Origin of the sequence: Burkholderia sp. AU15512 (assembly GCF_002223325.1) — a bacterium.
Taxonomy (GTDB): domain Bacteria; phylum Pseudomonadota; class Gammaproteobacteria; order Burkholderiales; family Burkholderiaceae; genus Burkholderia.
Genome location: NZ_NKEX01000001.1, coordinates 44,095 through 61,146 on the forward strand (window position 1 = coordinate 44,095; position 17,052 = coordinate 61,146).

The window sequence follows — 17,052 nt, forward strand, 5'->3', positions numbered from 1 at the left end:
GGCGACGGCCCGACCCGCGGTCAGGCCGTCATTGCACCATGTTGTTCAGTTCGATGATCGGCAGCATCACGGCCAGCACGATCACGAGCACGATGCCCCCCATCGCCAGGATCAACAGCGGCTCGAGCAGGCTCGTCAGGAACATCGTGCGACGCTCGAGCTCGCGCGCTTCGCCTTCGGCCGCGCGATCCAGCATCGTCGTCACGTCACCCGTCGCTTCACCGGAACGGATCAGGTGCACGAGCACTGGCGGAAACGTCTTCACGTTGTTCAGCGCGCGCGACAGCGCGGAGCCTTCGCGCACGCGCACGATCGCGTCGTCGATGTTCGCGCGCATCGCGCGGTTCGACAGCGTCTCGCCGGCCGCCTGCAACGCGCGCAGGATCGGCACGCCCGCCGCGGTGAGAATGCCGAGCGTGCTCGCGAAGCGCACCGTGTTGTAGCCGCGCACGAGCTTGCCCGCGAGCGGTGCGGTGAGCACCCAGCGGTCGAACGCGAGGCGCGGCCCGTCGCGCGACAGTGTCGACTTCACGAACCACACGATCAGCACGACCGCGATCAGGATCGCCCACCACCAGTGCCGCACGAAATCCGACAGTGCCATCATCACGATCGTCAGCACGGGCAGCTGCTGCTTCGTGCTCGCGAACACGTTGACGACCTGCGGCACGACGTAGCTCAGCAGGAACGTGACGATGCCGAATGCGATCAGCGTGACGATCCCCGGATACGTGAACGCCAGCAGGATCTTCTGCTTCAGCGCGTTGCTCTGCTCGATGTAGTCGGCCAGGCGCGACAGCACGATGCCGAGCTTGCCGGTGTGCTCGCCCGCGGCGACGAGCGCACGATAGATTTCCGGAAAGTCGCGCGGATGCTGGCCCAGCGCATTCGCGAGCGAATGGCCGCCGAGCACTTCGGCGCGGATCGCGGCCATCAGTTCGCGGATGTAGTCGCGCTCGGCCTGCTCGGTCAGCACGCCGAGCGCCTCGTCGAGCGGCAGCCCGGCGATCAGCAGGCTCGCGAGCTGGCGCGTGAGGATCGCCTGTTCGCGCTGCGACAGCTTGCGGCCGAACGCGAGCCGCTGCGACCGCGCCCCGCGCGTCGCGCTGGCGGCCGGCTCGACGACGAGCGGCGTGAGCCCCTGCGTACGCAGCTGCCCGCGCGCGGCGCGTGCGCTGTCGGCATCGATGACGCCTTTCTGCGCGCGTCCCGCCGAATCGATTGCTTCGAAACGGAATGCCGGCATCGCGCTATGCGCCTCCCGTCACGCGCAGCACTTCCTCGAGCGACGTCGCGCCCGACGCGAGCCAGCGCTCGGCGTCGTCGCGCAGCGTGCGCATCCCTTCCGCCCGGCCCGCGGCGAGGATCTCTGCATCGGCCGCGTTGCGGTGGATCAGCGAGCGGATCGACTCGTCGACCAGCAGCAGTTCGTATACCCCGCGCCGGCCCGAATACCCCGAATGCCCGCACTTGTCGCAGCCGACCGGATGCCACACGGTGCGGCCTTCTTCCTGGCGCTCTTCCTTGCAGACGGGGCAGAGCTGCCGCACCAGCCGCTGCGCGAGCACACCGAGCAGCGACGACGCGAGCAGGTAGGGCTCGACGCCCATGTCGGTCAGGCGCGTGACGGCCGAGGCCGCATCGTTCGTGTGCAGCGTCGCGAGCACGAGGTGGCCCGTCAGCGACGCCTGCACCGCGATCTGCGCGGTTTCGAGGTCGCGGATTTCGCCGATCATGATCACGTCCGGATCCTGGCGCAGGATCGAGCGCAGCGCACGGGCAAAGGTCATCCCGATCCGCTCGTTCACCTGCGTCTGGCCGATGCCGCCGAGGTCGTATTCGATCGGGTCCTCGACGGTCATGATGTTCGTCGTCGCGGTTTCGAGCCGCGACATCGACGCATACAGCGTGGTCGTCTTGCCCGAACCCGTCGGGCCCGTGACGAGCACGATGCCGTGCGGGCGCGCGATCAGCTTGTCGAACTGCACGAGCGTGTCGCGGCCCATCCCGAGCGCCTCGAGGTTCAGCCGCTGCGCATCCTTTTCCAGCAGACGCAGCACCGCGCGCTCGCCGTGCCCGGTCGGCAGCGTCGATACCCGCACGTCGACCGGCCGCCCGCCGACGCGCAGCGTGATGCGGCCGTCCTGCGGCAGGCGCTTCTCGGCGATATCGAGCTGCGCCATGATCTTGATCCGCGAGATCAGCGCGCCGTGCAGCGCCTTCTTCGGCCGCACGACGTCGCGCAGCGTGCCGTCGACGCGAAAGCGCACGACCGACGCGTTCTCGAACGGCTCGATGTGGATGTCCGACGCCTGTTCGCGTGCCGCTTGCGTGAGCAGCGCGTTGATCATCCGGATGATCGGCGCGTCGTCTTCCGATTCGAGCAGATCCTCGACTTCGGGGATGTCCTGCATCAGCCGCGACAGGTCGACTTCGCCCTCGACTTCGCCGACCACCTGCGCGGCGCTGCCGTCCTGGCGTGCGTACGCATGGTTGATCGCCTGCGCGAGCTCGTCGGCCGGCACGCGATGCACGGCGATCGAGCCGAAGTTGCGCGCGATTTCCGCGAGCGCGGCGTCACTCGTACGTTCGCTGATCCACACCTCGAGCGTGTCGTCGAGCTGATGCGCGATCAGCACCTGGCCGCTCTTCGCGAAGCCGTACGGCAACAGTCGCGCGGCGAGCGGCGACGGCGGCTGCCGTTCGCCCGGCGCGCCGTCGTGGGTGGAAGAGGCGTGCACGTCGCTCACTGCGACGCTCCCGGCGTGGCCGTCAACGGCTGTTGCGGCACGGCTTGCTGCGGCACGCTCTGCGGCTGCGCGGGCGTCGCTTCCGGCAACGGCTGGGCCGGCACCGGCGCCACCTGGCGCTGCAGCTGCTGGCGACGCATCTTGTCGAGATCGAACAGGTTGCCCGCGGCCGTGCCGCCCTGGCTCGGGCCGATCGGCATCGGCGGGACGACCGGATCGTCCTTGTCGCGGATCACGTTGTTGTCCGACTTGTACGCCCCCGTCACGCCCTGGATGTAGTCGTAGCGGTTGGACGTGACTTCCTGCGCGGTACTGCGATCGGAGATGATCACCGGGCGCAGGAACACCATCAGGTTGGTTTTCGCGCGCACCTTCGATTCGGAACGGAACAGCTGGCCGATCCACGGGATGTCGCCGAGCAGCGGCACCTTGCTGTTCGACACCTGGTAGTTGTCCTGCATCAGGCCGCCGAGCACGATGATCTCGCCGTTGTCCGCCAGGATCGTCGACTGGATCGAGCGCTTCGTGAAGGTCGGGCCGGTCTGCGCGCTCGTGGTCCCCGCGACGACCGCCGAATCCTCGGTGTAGAGCTGCAGCTTGAGGATCCCGCCGTCGGTGATCTGCGGCTTCACGTGCAGCGTCAGGCCGACGTCGCGGCGATCGTAGGTATTGAACGCGTTGTTCGTATTGCCGCTCGTCAGGTTCGAATACGAACCGGTCGCGATCGGCACGTTCTGGCCGACGACGATCTTCGCTTCCTCGTTGTCGAGCGTGATCAGGTTCGGTGTCGACAGCACGTTCGCGTCGCTTACGCCCGCGAAATACTGCAGCAGTGCACCGAGCCCCTGCACGCCGAACATGTTGTGCAGCCAGCCGATGTTGAGCCCCTGGCTCAGCGCCCCGAGATTGTTGGCCAGCCCGCCACCGGTGATGCCGCCGGCGGCGTTGGTCACGCCGCCCGCCGTCAGGTTGATGATGCTGTTGCCCAGGCCCAGCCCGGGGTTCAGGTTCGTGCCGCCGAGAAACTGGCCGCTCGCCACCTGCCACTGGATGCCGAGGTTGCCCTGCGTCGTCGAGTTCAGCTCGACGATCAGCGCCTCGATATAGACCTGCGCGCGCCGCGCGTCGAGCTGGTCGATCACCGAGCGCAGGTTCCGGTAAACCGGATCCGACGCGGTGATGATCAGCGAGTTGGTTGCCGCATCGGCCTGGATCATCCCGCCGGGCTGGTTGTCGTCGCCCTTGTCCTTGTCGCCGCCGAGCAGGCCGCCACTGCCGAGCCCGCCGCTGCTGGACGTGCCGCCGTACGATGACGACGAAGACGAGCCGCCGAGGCCGCCCGACGGCAGCGGCGGGGTGCCGGAGGTACCGGTCGAGAAGTTGCCGCTCGATGACGAGCCGCCGTTCTGGTTGAAGCTGTTCGCATCGTTGGACGACGCCGACGAGCCGCTGTCGCTGCCGCTGCCCTTGCCGAGCATCCCGCGCAGCGTCTTCGCGAGCTTCACCGCATCGGCGTTGCGCAGCGGCACGACGTGCATGTTGCCGGGCACCGCGCTCGGCGCATCGAGCTGCTGCACGAGCCGCTTCGCGGCCGCGAGGCGCGACGCGCTCGACGCGCGCAGCAGCAGCGAGTTGGTGCGCGGGTCGGCCGTGACCGACACCTTCAGCGTCGCGTCGCTGTTGCCGATCGCGCCGGGGTCGAGCATTTTCTGCAACTGCTGGGCGAGGTCGATCGCGTTCGCGTTGCGCAGCGCAACGACCTGCACCTGCGCGCCCGCGGCGCTGTCCACGCCGGCGATGATCTGCGCGATGCGCCGCACGTTGTCCGCGTAGTCGGTCACGACGATCGTGTTGTTCGCCGGGTAGGCGGTGACCGTGTTGTTCGGCGAGATCAGCGGCCGCAGCACGGGCAGCAGGTTGTTCGCCGATTCGTTGTGCAGCTCGAACACCTGCGTGATCACCTGGTCGCCGCGCGCCTGCGGCGCATTGCCGACGTAGGTCGGCACGCCCTGCAGTTTCGCGTCGGCCTCGGGCACGACCTTCAGCACGCCGTGATCCTGCACGAGTGCGAAGCCCTGCATGCGCAGCGCCGACTGCAGCGTCTTCAGCGCCTGGTCTTCCGGCACCGGCCGTTCGGCCACGAGGTTGAGCTGCCCCTTCACACGAGGGTCGACGATGATGGTCTTGCCGGTTGCGGCGCCGATCGCCTTGGCGACCTGGTCGATATCCGCATTCACGAAATTGAGCGTGACCTGAGCGTAGGCGGCCTGGGAGACGATGATGCCGGCGACGAGCAGAGTCGTGGCGACACGCCGCATAACGAAGCGATTTCTTGTCATGGATGAATGGGTCGATGCCGGCTCAGGCCACTTCCGGCGGTAGTGCTGGGATCCAAGTCCGAAAGAGGCGACATTAGCAGTTTTTCATGTCCGAAATATCACATTGATCCGAGGACTGTCTCACATACGACATGTGTCCGGCGAACCGTATGCAATCTGTAAGATTCGGCATTATTCTCGGCATGCGGCCATCGCTTCCGTTTCACGATGAACCGACACGGAAATGCGGTATAACCGGGCGGCCGTATTCCTGACTGTCGCAAGCTGACGGACTGTCGGTATGATACGGGCGGCACGATTCTCGTCGCACGAATAACAGGCACGGGTTTTCCCGACCTTCACGCATTTTCTTGTCGATTTCGCACCATGAACAGACGGTTCGTTTCGATCGTGTTGATCGCCGCCGGCGGATGTTTCGCCAGCGCGAACGCTCGCGCGGACTGTTTCGACGAGGCCGCTAAATATCAGCAGGTCAATCCGCTGATCCTGCGTGCGATCGCGTGGCAGGAGTCGCGCAACCGGCCCGGCGCGCTGAACAAGAACACGAACGGCTCGGTCGACTACGGCCTGATGCAGATCAATTCGATCCACCTGCCGACGCTGTCGCGCTATGGAATCGGCCGCGACACACTGATGGAGCCGTGCAAGAACGTCTACATTGCCGCGTGGCATCTCAAGCAGAAGATGAACCGTTACGGCAACACGTGGCAGGCGGTCGGCGCCTATCATTCGGAAACCCCGTCGCTGCGCGACAAGTATGCACGGCAGATCGCGGGCATCCTGACGCAGTGGAAGCTGCTGCCGCCCGTGCAGTGACGCCGCGCCGCAGCGCGGCCTGACGCCGTACCGGCCGGCGGGCGCGCGTTTGATGCACAATGCGGATCTCACGCCGCAATTTCGCCCGTCCGCGGGCCGATCGCGCCCCGGAAGGGCGTCGCGGCCGCTTTTTCAATTTTTCCGTTGGTGCATATCGCTATGAATCCGGCAATGAACCAGCCGTTGCCCGTCACCGTGCTGTCCGGCTTCCTCGGCGCCGGCAAGACCACGCTGCTCAATCACATCCTCGCGAATCGCGCGGGCCTGAAAGTCGCCGTGATCGTCAACGATCTCGCGGCGGTCAACATCGATGCGTCGCTCGTGCGCGACGCGCAGGCGCTGTCGCACGTCGAGGAACGCCTCGTCGAGATGTCGAACGGGTGCATCTGCTGCACGCTGCGCGACGACCTGCTCGTCGAGATCCGCACGCTTGCGTCCGAAGGGCGCTTCGACGCGATCATGATCGAATCGACCGGCATCGCGGAGCCGATGCCGATCGCCGAAACCTTCACGTTCGTCGACGATGACGGCACGTCGCTGTCGACCATCGCGCGGCTCGACACGCTCGTCACCGTGGTCGACGCGTACAACTTCCTGCGCGACTACGGCTCGGACGATGCGCTCGCGACGCGCGGCATCGCCGCATCGGAAGAGGACGACCGCACGCTCGTCGAGCTGCTGATCGAGCAGATCGAATTCTGCGACGTGCTGGTGATCAACAAGGCCGACCTCGTCGCCGCGGACGACCTTGCCCGCCTGCAGCACATCCTCGCGCGACTCAACCCGCGCGCGCACCAGGTCGTGTCGACGTTCGGCAACGTGCCGCTCGACGAAGTGCTGAACACGGGCCGCTTCGATTTCGACGAGGCCGCGAACGCACCGGGCTGGCTCGCGTCGCTCGATCACGATCACACGCATTGCGACGACCCCGACTGCCATGACGAACATCATGCGCACGTGCACGGCGAAGCCGACGAATTCGGGATCGGCAATTTTGTCTACCGCGCGCGCCGGCCGTTTCATCCGGCGCGACTCTGGGCGCTGCTGCATCAGGAGTGGCCGGGCGTGCTGCGCAGCAAGGGCTTCTTCTGGCTCGCGACGCGCAACGACATCGCGGGTTCGCTGTCGCAGGCGGGCGGCGTATGCCGGCATGGCCCGGCGGGGCTTTGGTGGGCGGCGCAGGATCGCGCGGAATGGCCGGACGACGACGAGCTGCTCGGTGAAATCCGCGCCGAATGGCACGGCGACATCGACGATCGCGCGGTGGGCGATCGCCGGCAGGAACTCGTGCTGATCGGCATCGCGCTCGACGCGGATGCCTGGCGCGCGAAGCTCGATGCGTGCCTGCTGACCGATGCGGAATTCGCGCTCGGCGCTGCCGGATGGCACGCGTTCGACGATCCGTTCCCGGCGTGGGATGTCGATTCGCACGACGACGACGATCACGGCGACACGCAGATCGTGCACGCGTAACGCGTTGTAAAAACAACCGTTAAATCTTGCAAGAGGGGCGCGGACTGTGGCGAAAATGCCGCGCGCGCCCAACAAAAAACCCGCCGAAAGGCGGGTTTTTCTTGGAACAGGCGCTGGTTTAACGCTTGTTGACGGCGTCCTTGAACGCCTTGCCAGCCGTGAACTTGACCGTCTTGGCTGCCGGGATCTTGATGGTTTCGCCGGTCTTCGGGTTGCGGCCCGTACGTGCTGCGCGCTTGCCCGAACCGAAGCTGCCGAAGCCGATCAGCTGAACCGCATCACCCTTCGACACGGCCTTCTTGATGACTTCGAGCAGCGTGTCCAGCGTTTCGCCGGTTTGAGCCTTGCTGGCGCCCGTTTGGGCGGCGACGGCGTCGATCAGTTCCTGTTTGTTCATTAAGGTTCCTTTATCAGGTTAGGTTGACACGAACAGCGCGAACGCGCCGATTATACGTGCGCGAACCGTGCCGTCGAGAGTCAGACTCCGACGACACAGCGCCGAATCCTGGCCCGCGCGACGCGCCCTCCGGTGAGCCGGTGGCCACCCCGCGGTACGGCGTTGCTATGATAGCGCAGCGCAAACCCAATAACGACAAGGGTTTCAAAGATTTTCATCGGTATTTCGCCGAATGAATCATCGACTGCCCGTTTTTTGACCAGCGCCAACCGGACAGGATACGCAGCGCGGTCCGCCCGTGCGCCGCGCCGTTGGCTTTTTCCAACGACCGGTCGGACGGCCCCGCGCAATCCCTTGCCAGGCTTGGCTGCCACGTTTTTTGTTTCGCATGACCGACCGACTTGTTCCCGCCACGCTCGCGCGCCGCGACGACGGCACGCTCGTCTCGCCCGAGTTCGGCGAGCTCCATCGCGGCGCGTCCGGCGCGCTCGCGCATCGCGTGTTCGTCGCGGGCAACGGGCTGCCGGCGCGCTGGCAGGGCCGCCGCACGTTCACGATCGTGGCGACCGGATTCGGCGCGGGCGGCAGCTTTCTCGCGGCCTGGGCCGCCTGGCGCGACGATCCCGCGCGCTGCGAGCGGCTGCATTTCGTCGCAGTCGAACCGCATCCGTTCTCGCGCGACGACCTGCGCCGCGCCGCTTCGCATATCGTTGCGGACACAACCATATCGGCGGATGTCGATGCCCTTGCCGACGCGTGGCCGATGCGCGTGCCGGGCCTTCATCGGCTCGAATTCGACGAAGGGCGCGTGGTGCTCACGCTGGCATTCGGCGATGCGATCGACATGTTGGGGAAGATCGTCGCGCGCGCCGACGCGTTCTGTCTCGACCGCTTCGCATCATCGAACGACGCGGATCTCCCATCGGCCGACGTGGTTCGCGCGCTCTCGAAAATCGCCGGCGAACACGCCACCTTTGCAGCGCATGCGCGTTCGGACGCGTTGAAACACGCGCTCGACAAATCGGGTTTCACGTATCGCGAAGTCGACGATCTGCTCGTCGGCGAATATGCGCCGCGCTGGCGCGCGCGCCGGCACGAGCCGCCGCTCGCACTGCCCGTAGCGACGCGCCACGCGATCGTGATCGGCGCGGGGCTGGCGGGCTGCGCGGTCGTCGAACGCCTGGCCGCGCGCGGCTGGGAAGTCACGCTGATCGAGCGACATGACCGGATCGCGAGCGACGCGTCGGGCAATCCGGCCGGTGTATTCCATCCGCTGATGACACGTGACGACAACGTCGCGAGCCGGCTCACGCGCGGCGGCTTCCTGCACGCGATCGCACGCTGGCAGGCACTCGAACGCGCAGGCCATGCATTCGCGCGCAGCACGCACGGGATGATCCATCTCGCCGAATCGGCCGGCGACTTCGAACGGATGCGCGAGGCATTCGATGCGTTCAGTGCGCCGTCCGACTATGTCTCGCTGCTCGACGTCGAGGCCGCGCGCGCGCATCTGAAGCTGCCGGTCGCGCAGGGCGGCCTGCTGTTCCCGCACGGCGGCGCCGTCTGGCCGGCCGGCCTGTGCGCGGCCCAATATGCGGCGGCCGGCGAGCGCGTGCGCTTGCTCGCGTCCACCCGCGTTGCCAAGCTCGAACGGCGGGGCGACGCATGGCATGCACTCGACGATGCGGGCAACACGCTGGCAGAAGCGCCCGTCGTCGTGCTCGCGAATGCCGGCGATGCCGCGCGTCTCGCCGGGCTGCAGCATGTCGCGCTGCAGCCGGTGCGCGGCCAGCTCACGTTGCTGCCGGCGGGCAGCACGGCACCGCTGCCGTGCCCGACGATCGGCGACGGTTACGCGGTGCCGCTCGACGACGGCACGCTGCTGATCGGCGCCACGTTCGAACCCGACGACGTCGATCCCGCGATGCGCGCGGCCGGCCACCTCGAAAACATCGAGCGCGTACGGCATCTGCTACCGGGCCTGATCGGCGACCTGCCGGATCCCGACACACTGCGCGGCCGCGTTGCGTTCCGCTGGGTCGTCGGCGACCGCCTGCCGCTGCTCGGCCCGCTCGCGGACGAAGCAGGCGCCATCGCCAATGCCCGCGCGCTGAGCGGTGCGCAGGCGCGCGACCTGCCGCGCATGCCCGGACTCTACGGCGCATTCGGCTTCGGCTCGCGCGGCCTCGTATGGGCGGCGCTCGGCGCGGAACTGATCGCCTCGCAACTCGAAGGCGAGCCTTGGCCGCTCGAACGCGAACTTGCCGATGCCGTCGACCCCGCACGCTTCCTGATCCGCGCATTGCGCGCGCGCCGCGTCGGCCAGGCCGGCTGACCGCTCAGCCGAGCCGCTCACAGCTTCCCGATTTTTTCGCGCAAGGTTATCCACTCGACGCTGTGGATAACCGCGCGAAATCCGCGCGCACTTCGTGTGCAATCACAGTGGACGTAAACTGGGCAACTCGGCACAGCTGTGAGGCGGCCCAAAAGTTGCTCAACTCAAACCTCTGTGCACGAACAGCCTGTGCAACGGGTTATGGGCTCTGCAACACCTTGATCTATCGACGTAAATCGAAGTTATCCACAGAACTGCGCGCCCTTTGTTAACTTCTACTACGTATATATACAAGTAAACCTTTGAAACCAAAGACCTGTGGTGCCGCACAGCGCCGCGAGTCGATTCAATGGGTTCCAGACCGAAAAAGCTGTGGCACAATCGGTTTCCTTCGCGTTCATCCGGCCAGGCGCCGGACATGCTTCAATGGAACGGTCGGCACGATTTCGAATCTGAATCTTCGAGACTGCGCAGTCCGTTCACACACCAGGCCGACAATCCAGATCGGCAACCTGAACGACTTTCCGCCCTGTGGTGGAAAAGGCGGATCCCATGTCCCGCCGTCGTCGACACAACAATCACATTCGGGGCGATACCCAGCCGGCGCGCATCCATTTCTGACGCTTGACCCCGCGTCGCTGGCGGTCGCTTCCAAAGGAGAAGTCACCACGATGAAGTCGGCGTTCTCATTCCTGCCCAACTGGCCGCTCACGCCGGATGCCGTGTTCTGGGCCGGGCTCGCGTTGTTCGCGGCCGGCCTGTGTGGCGAGCTTTGCTATCGCGCATGGCGTCTGCCCCGCATCACCGGCTATGCGGTAATCGGTCTCATCGCCGGGTCGTTCGGCTTCGGCGTGATCGATGCAAGCACCGACGAAACCTCGCGGTTGCTGATCGACGTCGCGCTCGGCCTCTTGCTGTTCGAGCTCGGCAGCCGTCTCGACCTGCGCTGGATCCGGCGCAATCCGTGGCTCGTCGCGTCGAGCCTCGCCGAAGCCACGCTGACGTTCGTGCTGGTGCTGTTCGTGATGCTCGCGCTCGGGGTGTCGGGGATGGTCGCGTTGGTGCTGTCGGCGATCGCGATCGCGACGTCGCCATCGATGGTGATCCAGCTGAAGACCGAACTGCGCGCGGAAGGGCAGGTGTCGCAACGCCTCATCACGCTCACCGCGCTCAACAGCGTCTATGCGATCGTGCTGACCAAGCTCGTGACGAGCTGGCTCCACCAGGAAGCGTACGGCAACGTTTTCGCGACGATCCTGCAGCCGCTCTACCTGCTCGCGGGGTCGTTCATCGTCGCGTATGTCGTCGCGCGTTCGTGCAACTACCTGTTCCGCCACATGACCGCGACGATGCGCGACGAGCATTCGTTCGTCGCGCTGTTCGGGCTCGTGATGCTCGCGATCGCCGTCGCCCAGGCGCTGAAGCTGTCGACACTGCTCACGCTGCTGCTCGCGGGCATCATCGTGAAGAACCTCGAGGCGCGCCCGCAACTGTGGCCCGAGCACTTCGGCACGGCCGGCTGGCTGCTGACGGTGACGCTGTTCGTGCTCACGCTCACGTCGTTCACGTGGGGCGACATCGCGCTCGGCGGGCTGCTCGCGATCGTGCTGATCGTCACGCGGCTCGTTGCGAAGCTGGCCGGCGTCGTCGCGTTCGCGAAGCCGAGCGGCATCGGCATGAAGCAGGGCGTCGCGCTCGGCATCGCGCTCACGCCGATGTCCGCGCTGTCGTACCTGCTCGTCGACGACACGTACCAGCTCTATCCGAATTTCGACCCGCACCTGCGCGCGATCGTGATGTGCACGATCGTGATCCTGCAGCTCGTCAGCCCGTTCATCGTGTACCGCTGCCTGTCGGCGGTCGGTGAACGCAGCGACGGCAACTGATTCCGGAACCTGCCATGGCACTCGAAACCTTCGTCAATTCCGAGCCGTTTACGTTCGGCGTCGAACTGGAGATCCAGGTCGTCAACACGCACAACTACGACCTGACCAAAGCGGCCTCCGACCTGATGCGCCTGATCCAGGGCGAGACCTTCCCGGGCAACATCACGCCGGAAATCACCGAGAGCATGATCGAGCTGTCGACCGGCATCTGCCATTCGCACGAGCAGGCGGTGAGCGAGCTGCATGCGATCCGCGACGTGCTCGTGAAGGCGGCCGACCAGCTCAACGTCGGGCTGGCCGGCGGCGGCACGCATGCGTTCCAGCAATGGAGCGACCGGCAGATCTACGATGCGCCGCGCTTCCAGTACATCTCCGAGCTGTACGGCTATCTCGCCAAGCAGTTCACCGTGTTCGGCCAGCACGTGCACATCGGCTGCCCCGATCCGGACAGCGCGCTGTTCCTGCTGCACTCGATGTCGCGCTTCATTCCGCACTTCATCGCGCTGTCCGCGTCGTCGCCGTTCGTGCAGAACGTCGACACCGGCTTCCATTCGGCACGCCTGAATTCGGTGTTCGCGTTCCCGCTGTCGGGCCGCGCGCCGTTCGTGCTGACCTGGGACAGCTTCGAGGAGTACTTCACGAAGATGGTGAACACCGGCGTCGTCAACTCGATGAAGGACTTCTACTGGGACATCCGGCCGAAGCCCGGCTACGGGACGATCGAGGTGCGCGTGATGGACACGCCGCTGTCGGTCGACCGCGCGGCGGCGATCGCCTGCTACATCCAGACGCTCGCGCGCTACCTGCTGACCGACCGGCCGCTGAAGCTGTCCGAGGACGACTACCTCGTGTACACGTTCAACCGTTTCGAGGCGTGCCGCTTCGGGCTCGAGGGCACCTGCGTGAATCCTCAGACGGGTGAGCGCCGCACGATCGCCGAAGACATCCTCGACACGCTCGACCGGATCGCGCCGCATGCGGCCGCGCTCGGTTCGCGCGCGGCGCTCGACGAGATCGGCGCGCTCGCGAAGGCGCGCGTGAACGACGCATCGTGGTTGAGAACCGTTTTCAAACAGGAAAAATCGCTCAATGAGACGGTCCGCCAGCAGTGCTTACGTTGGCGCGAGTGAAAAAATGTTTTGCAGATTACGGGGTCGACCGAGTCGCGATTCACTGAACGGCCGGCGGCCCCGATTGCCGCCGAAATCGTTGCCGGTTGTCCTGAAAATCTGTGGATAACCTGATATTCCGCTGCAAAGTCAACGATCTGTGCACGGGATAACCCGGTGGATCATTGCGGTTGACCCGATGGCCGATCCGAACAGGAAAATGCCCCGGCGCACCGCTTGGCGGTCGTTCGACATTGCTGGCACAACGAAAAATCTTGGTTATCCAGTGATTTTCCACAGAATGAAGGGGATAACTTAGCTGTGCGATTTTCCGCTCTCGCTTAGAATGTCGGCTTTGCGGACACCGGAACGTCGAGTGTCTTACCGGTCGCCGCGAACGCGACCGCCGCGTGTGCCCTCGCGACGGCCGTGCTGACATACTCGCAAGAGCATGTCTGTTTTGAGATAGACATTCGATCTCCACACCACGGCCGCTCGGCAAACCGGGCGGCGGCAAAGCGAAAAGACTATGAGCGAAGGCGTTTACGGGAATCAGGCTTCGGGACGTGTGACCCACAGCCTGCTGCGGTTGAGTACGGCCATGCGAAGCCAGGCATGGGATTGGGCGGAAGGCGCAGGCCTCACGCCGACGCAGGGCGAGATTCTCGTGCTGCTGCTGCAGCGCAAGGGCCCGATGCGGCTCGGCGAGATCGCGCGCGAGACGCAGCTGACCGCGGCGACCACGAGCGATGCGGTGAGCACGCTCGAAACGAAGGGTCTCGTCGAGAAGCGCCGTGCGCTGGACGACGGCCGCGCACTGGCCGTGCGCCTGTCGGCCCGTGGCCGGACGGCCGCGAAGAAGGCGCTGCAATGGCCTGAATTCCTGACGAAAGCGGTCGGCAAGCTCGGCGCGGACGAGCAGGGCGCACTGTATCGCGCGCTGCTGAAGACGCTGCGCGAACTGCAGGTGGCCGGTGCGACGCCGCCGCAGCGCATGTGCCTGACGTGCGCTCACTTCCAGCCGGGCAAGCTGTCGAAGAAGACCGTGCATCACTGCGCGGCGCTCGACATCTCGATGTCCGACAGCGATCTGCGTCTCGACTGCTCGGTGCAGGAAGAGGCCGACGCGGCGACGCAGAAGAAGACCTGGAAGATTTTCGCCGGCTGACGTCCGTCGATCGACCGGGAGGCCGATGATGAACGCTGAAGTCGTGGCGATCCGCCACGTGCATTTCGAGGATCTCGGTAGCTTCGAGCAGGTGCTCGGCGAACGGGGCCGGCGGGTGCGCTACGTCGACGTCGGGTCGTCGCGGGTCGAAGTGCTCGACGTGCTCGAGCCGTCGCTCCTCGTCGTGCTCGGCGGGCCGCTCAGCGTGTACGACGATGCGCAGTATCCGACGATCGCGCCGCTCGCGGCGCTCGTGCGCAAGCGCATCGACGCCGGGTTGCCGATCCTCGGGATCTGTCTCGGTTCGCAGTTCATCGCCCGTGCGCTCGGGGCGCGCGTCTATCCGGCTGCCCAGCACGAACTCGGCTGGACGCCGCTGACGCTCACCGATGCCGGTCGCGCATCGCCGCTGCGTCATCTCGATGGTGCGGCGACGTCGATGCTGCACTGGCATGGCGACACGTTCGACTTGCCGGGCGGGGCGATTCATCTTGCCTCGACCCCGGCCTGCCGTCACCAGGCATTCGCATGGGGCCGGCACGTGCTGGCGCTGCAATGCCATCCGGAAATCCGCGCCGACCGTTTCGAACCGTGGCTGATCGCGAACGCCGGCGAAATCGCGGCGACGCCCGGTATCGACGCGCGCCAGTTGCGCGCCGATACCGCTCAACACGGCCCCGCGCTCGAGGCGGCCGCGCGACGCATGTTCGCGGAGTGGCTCGACAGCGTCGGACTATGACGCCGCCAGCGGCGCCGCCGCTTGCCGCGAAGAGGATGCCCGGCCCGCATGTGTTGCAGGCCGGCGGGTCGCCGTATGCGCCGCCTTTTCTCCATTGCCGGCAACCTGCCGCGCGCCGTACCTGACCATCCGCTTACTTCCGAACGCGCCATCTGCACGCTTGTCGCCTGCGTGCTACGCTCGTTCGCTCTTTCCCTTCCTGGCGAGCGGCTTCCATGACTGCGCTGTTTTCCCCGTTCACGCTGCGCGGCGTGACCCTTCCGAACCGGATCGTGATCTCCCCGATGTGCCAGTATTCGGCCGAACGCGGTGAAGCGACCGACTGGCACATGATTCACCTCGGCCATCTCGCGCTGTCGGGCGCGGGGCTGCTCTGCATCGAGGCGACCGCGGTGGAACCCGACGGGCGCATCACGCATGGCGACCTCGGCCTCTGGGACGACGCGACCGAAGCCGCGTTGAAGCCCGTGCTGGCCGCGATCCGCAAGCATTCGCCGGTCCGTATCGCGATGCAGTTGTCGCATGCGGGGCGCAAGGCGTCGAGCAACGTGCCGTGGCAGGGCGGTCAGCTCGTGTCCGTCGCCGACGGCGGCTGGTTGCCGCATGCGCCGTCTGCCGTGCCGCACAAGGATGGCGAGACGCCGCCGCTCGCACTCGATGCCGCGGGCCTGAACCGGATCCGCGAAGCGTTCGCGGCGTCGGCGAAGCGGGCCGCACGGCTCGGCATCGACGCGATCGAGGTGCACGCGGCCCACGGCTACCTGCTGCACCAGTTCCTGTCGCCGCTCGCGAACCAGCGCACCGACGAATACGGCGGCTCGCTCGAAAACCGCATGCGCTTTCCGCTCGAGATCTTCGAGATCGTGCGCGCGGCGTTTCCGGAAGACCGGCCGGTCGGTGTGCGCGTGTCCGCGACCGACTGGGTCGAAGGCGGCTGGGAGCTCGACGATACGATCGCGTTCGCGCACGAACTGAAGCGCCGCGGCTGCGACTGGATCGACGTGTCGTCCGGCGGCGTGTCGCCGCTGCAGAAGATTCCGCTGTCGCCCGGCTACCAGGTGCCGTTCGCACAGGCGGTGAAGCGCGCGGTCGGCATGCCGACGATCGCCGTCGGCCTGATCAACGAGCCCGCGCATGCGAACCGGCTCATCGAGGCCGGCGATGCCGATTTCGTCGCGATGGCGCGTGCGATGCTGTACGACCCGCGCTGGCCGTGGCATGCGGCGGCCGAGCTCGGCGCGCAGGTGACGGCGCCGCCGCAATACTGGCGCTCGCAGCCGCGCGAGCACAAGGCGTTGTTCGGCGACATCGCATTCGGCCAGCGTTGAGCGCCGCGCGCGCAATATTGCGTGTGATGTTGAACGAAGCAATCGTGAACGTGTAGGATGCGGGTGATTCGCCGCATGCCCCGACGCGGCACCCACCGGTGCCGCGTTTTCGTTTTGCGCGACGCCAGGCCGTGACCACGGCCGTCTTCCATTCAAGTCGTCTTCACAAGGATTCGTTCGATGAGTTCACGCAGGATCGCGGTGCGCCGCTCGGGAGTACACGGCAAGGGCGTGTTCGCCGTGGCGCCGATCAAGGCCGGCGAGCGCGTAGTGGAATACAAGGGCGAGCGAATTTCGTGGAAGGAAGCGCTGCGCCGCCACCCGCACGACCCGAGCGAACCGAACCATACGTTTTACTTCGCACTGGACGAGGGCGGGGTGATCGACGGCAAGATCGACGGCAACAGCGCGCGCTGGATCAACCACTCGTGCGCGCCGAACTGCGAAGCCGAGGAAGTCAAAGGCCGCGTGTACATCCACGCGCTGCGCGACATCGGGCCGGAAGAGGAATTGTTCTACGACTACGGCCTCGTGATCGACGCGAAGCTGACGAAGACGCTCAAGCGCGAGTACGCGTGCCATTGCGGCGCGGCGTCGTGCCGCGGCACGCTGCTCGCGACGTCCGACGAGGGCGGCAAGAAGAAAAAGAAGAAGGACAAGAAGGACGGCAAGTCCGAGTCCCGGTCGAAGGACAAGAAAAGCAAGAAGTGAT

At 66.0% G+C, this 17,052-nt stretch carries 13 protein-coding genes; 9 read left to right on the top strand and 4 right to left on the bottom strand.

Annotated features, from left to right (window positions below):
* Positions 1–28 precede the first annotated feature (28 nt).
* Genes gspF through gspD form a run of 3 tightly spaced genes read right to left on the bottom strand, consistent with a single transcriptional unit; the run spans position 29 to position 5,089 of the window.
* Positions 29–1,246: a type II secretion system inner membrane protein GspF gene (gspF, locus tag CFB43_RS00245; protein ID WP_039351519.1), complete on the bottom strand. Its 1,218-nt coding sequence runs from the start codon at positions 1,244–1,246 to the stop codon at positions 29–31.
* 4 nt (positions 1,247–1,250) lie between these two features.
* The gene (gene gspE / locus CFB43_RS00250; protein ID WP_089438895.1) at positions 1,251–2,750 is read right to left on the bottom strand and encodes a type II secretion system ATPase GspE; all 1,500 of its coding nucleotides are present in this window, start codon (positions 2,748–2,750) and stop codon (positions 1,251–1,253) included.
* Positions 2,747–5,089 (bottom strand): type II secretion system secretin GspD, encoded by a 2,343-nt coding sequence (gene gspD / locus CFB43_RS00255; protein ID WP_089493799.1) that lies wholly within the window; start codon positions 5,087–5,089, stop codon positions 2,747–2,749. The genes gspE and gspD overlap by 4 nt, the downstream gene beginning before the upstream one ends.
* 366 nt (positions 5,090–5,455) lie before the next feature.
* Here gspD and CFB43_RS00260 point away from each other — a divergent pair, with 366 nt between their 5' ends.
* Positions 5,456–5,905, top strand: coding sequence for a lytic transglycosylase domain-containing protein (locus CFB43_RS00260; RefSeq protein ID WP_089483164.1), 450 nt, complete (start codon positions 5,456–5,458; stop codon positions 5,903–5,905).
* Between the two features lie 159 nt (positions 5,906–6,064).
* A complete protein-coding gene (locus CFB43_RS00265; RefSeq protein WP_089493800.1) occupies positions 6,065–7,378 on the top strand; it encodes a GTP-binding protein in 1,314 nt (437 codons plus the stop codon).
* Positions 7,379–7,496: 118 nt separating this feature from the next.
* Here CFB43_RS00265 and CFB43_RS00270 read toward each other — a convergent pair whose 3' ends face one another.
* On the bottom strand, positions 7,497–7,775 hold the full coding sequence (locus CFB43_RS00270; protein ID WP_006401505.1) for an HU family DNA-binding protein: 279 nt from the start codon (positions 7,773–7,775) through the stop codon (positions 7,497–7,499).
* Positions 7,776–8,163: 388 nt separating this feature from the next.
* On the opposite strand from CFB43_RS00270, the gene mnmC reads away from it, so the two are divergent.
* The 7 genes from mnmC (at position 8,164) to CFB43_RS00310 (ending at position 17,051) form a co-directional block, all read left to right on the top strand.
* The gene (mnmC, locus tag CFB43_RS00275) at positions 8,164–10,110 is read left to right on the top strand and encodes a bifunctional tRNA (5-methylaminomethyl-2-thiouridine)(34)-methyltransferase MnmD/FAD-dependent 5-carboxymethylaminomethyl-2-thiouridine(34) oxidoreductase MnmC (RefSeq protein ID WP_089493801.1); all 1,947 of its coding nucleotides are present in this window, start codon (positions 8,164–8,166) and stop codon (positions 10,108–10,110) included.
* Between the two features lie 671 nt (positions 10,111–10,781).
* Entirely contained in the window at positions 10,782–11,996 is a 1,215-nt protein-coding gene (locus tag CFB43_RS00285) for a cation:proton antiporter (protein ID WP_089424132.1), read from the top strand.
* 14 nt (positions 11,997–12,010) lie between these two features.
* The gene (locus tag CFB43_RS00290) at positions 12,011–13,126 is read left to right on the top strand and encodes a YbdK family carboxylate-amine ligase (RefSeq protein ID WP_006490006.1); all 1,116 of its coding nucleotides are present in this window, start codon (positions 12,011–12,013) and stop codon (positions 13,124–13,126) included.
* 508 nt (positions 13,127–13,634) lie between these two features.
* Positions 13,635–14,273, top strand: coding sequence for a MarR family winged helix-turn-helix transcriptional regulator (locus CFB43_RS00295; protein ID WP_027788730.1), 639 nt, complete (start codon positions 13,635–13,637; stop codon positions 14,271–14,273).
* Between the two features lie 28 nt (positions 14,274–14,301).
* Positions 14,302–15,012, top strand: a complete 711-nt coding sequence (locus CFB43_RS00300) for a glutamine amidotransferase (RefSeq protein ID WP_089493937.1) — start codon at positions 14,302–14,304, stop codon at positions 15,010–15,012.
* 215 nt (positions 15,013–15,227) lie between these two features.
* The gene (locus tag CFB43_RS00305; RefSeq protein WP_089493803.1) at positions 15,228–16,340 is read left to right on the top strand and encodes an NADH:flavin oxidoreductase/NADH oxidase; all 1,113 of its coding nucleotides are present in this window, start codon (positions 15,228–15,230) and stop codon (positions 16,338–16,340) included.
* A gap of 180 nt (positions 16,341–16,520) precedes the next feature.
* A complete protein-coding gene (locus tag CFB43_RS00310) occupies positions 16,521–17,051 on the top strand; it encodes an SET domain-containing protein (RefSeq protein ID WP_089424134.1) in 531 nt (176 codons plus the stop codon).
* Position 17,052: the final 1 nt, after the last annotated feature.

Coding starts and splice junctions, on each gene's coding strand:
- gspD (WP_089493799.1), bottom strand. CDS start 5,089: ATGACAAGAAATCGCTTCGTTATGCGGCGTGTCGCCACGACTCTGCTC.
- CFB43_RS00305 (WP_089493803.1), top strand. CDS start 15,228: ATGACTGCGCTGTTTTCCCCGTTCACGCTGCGCGGCGTGACCCTTCCG.
- CFB43_RS00285 (WP_089424132.1), top strand. CDS start 10,782: ATGAAGTCGGCGTTCTCATTCCTGCCCAACTGGCCGCTCACGCCGGAT.
- CFB43_RS00290 (WP_006490006.1), top strand. CDS start 12,011: ATGGCACTCGAAACCTTCGTCAATTCCGAGCCGTTTACGTTCGGCGTC.
- CFB43_RS00260 (WP_089483164.1), top strand. CDS start 5,456: ATGAACAGACGGTTCGTTTCGATCGTGTTGATCGCCGCCGGCGGATGT.
- CFB43_RS00265 (WP_089493800.1), top strand. CDS start 6,065: ATGAATCCGGCAATGAACCAGCCGTTGCCCGTCACCGTGCTGTCCGGC.
- CFB43_RS00270 (WP_006401505.1), bottom strand. CDS start 7,775: ATGAACAAACAGGAACTGATCGACGCCGTCGCCGCCCAAACGGGCGCC.
- mnmC (WP_089493801.1), top strand. CDS start 8,164: ATGACCGACCGACTTGTTCCCGCCACGCTCGCGCGCCGCGACGACGGC.
- CFB43_RS00295 (WP_027788730.1), top strand. CDS start 13,635: ATGAGCGAAGGCGTTTACGGGAATCAGGCTTCGGGACGTGTGACCCAC.
- CFB43_RS00300 (WP_089493937.1), top strand. CDS start 14,302: ATGAACGCTGAAGTCGTGGCGATCCGCCACGTGCATTTCGAGGATCTC.
- CFB43_RS00310 (WP_089424134.1), top strand. CDS start 16,521: ATGAGTTCACGCAGGATCGCGGTGCGCCGCTCGGGAGTACACGGCAAG.
- gspF (WP_039351519.1), bottom strand. CDS start 1,246: ATGCCGGCATTCCGTTTCGAAGCAATCGATTCGGCGGGACGCGCGCAG.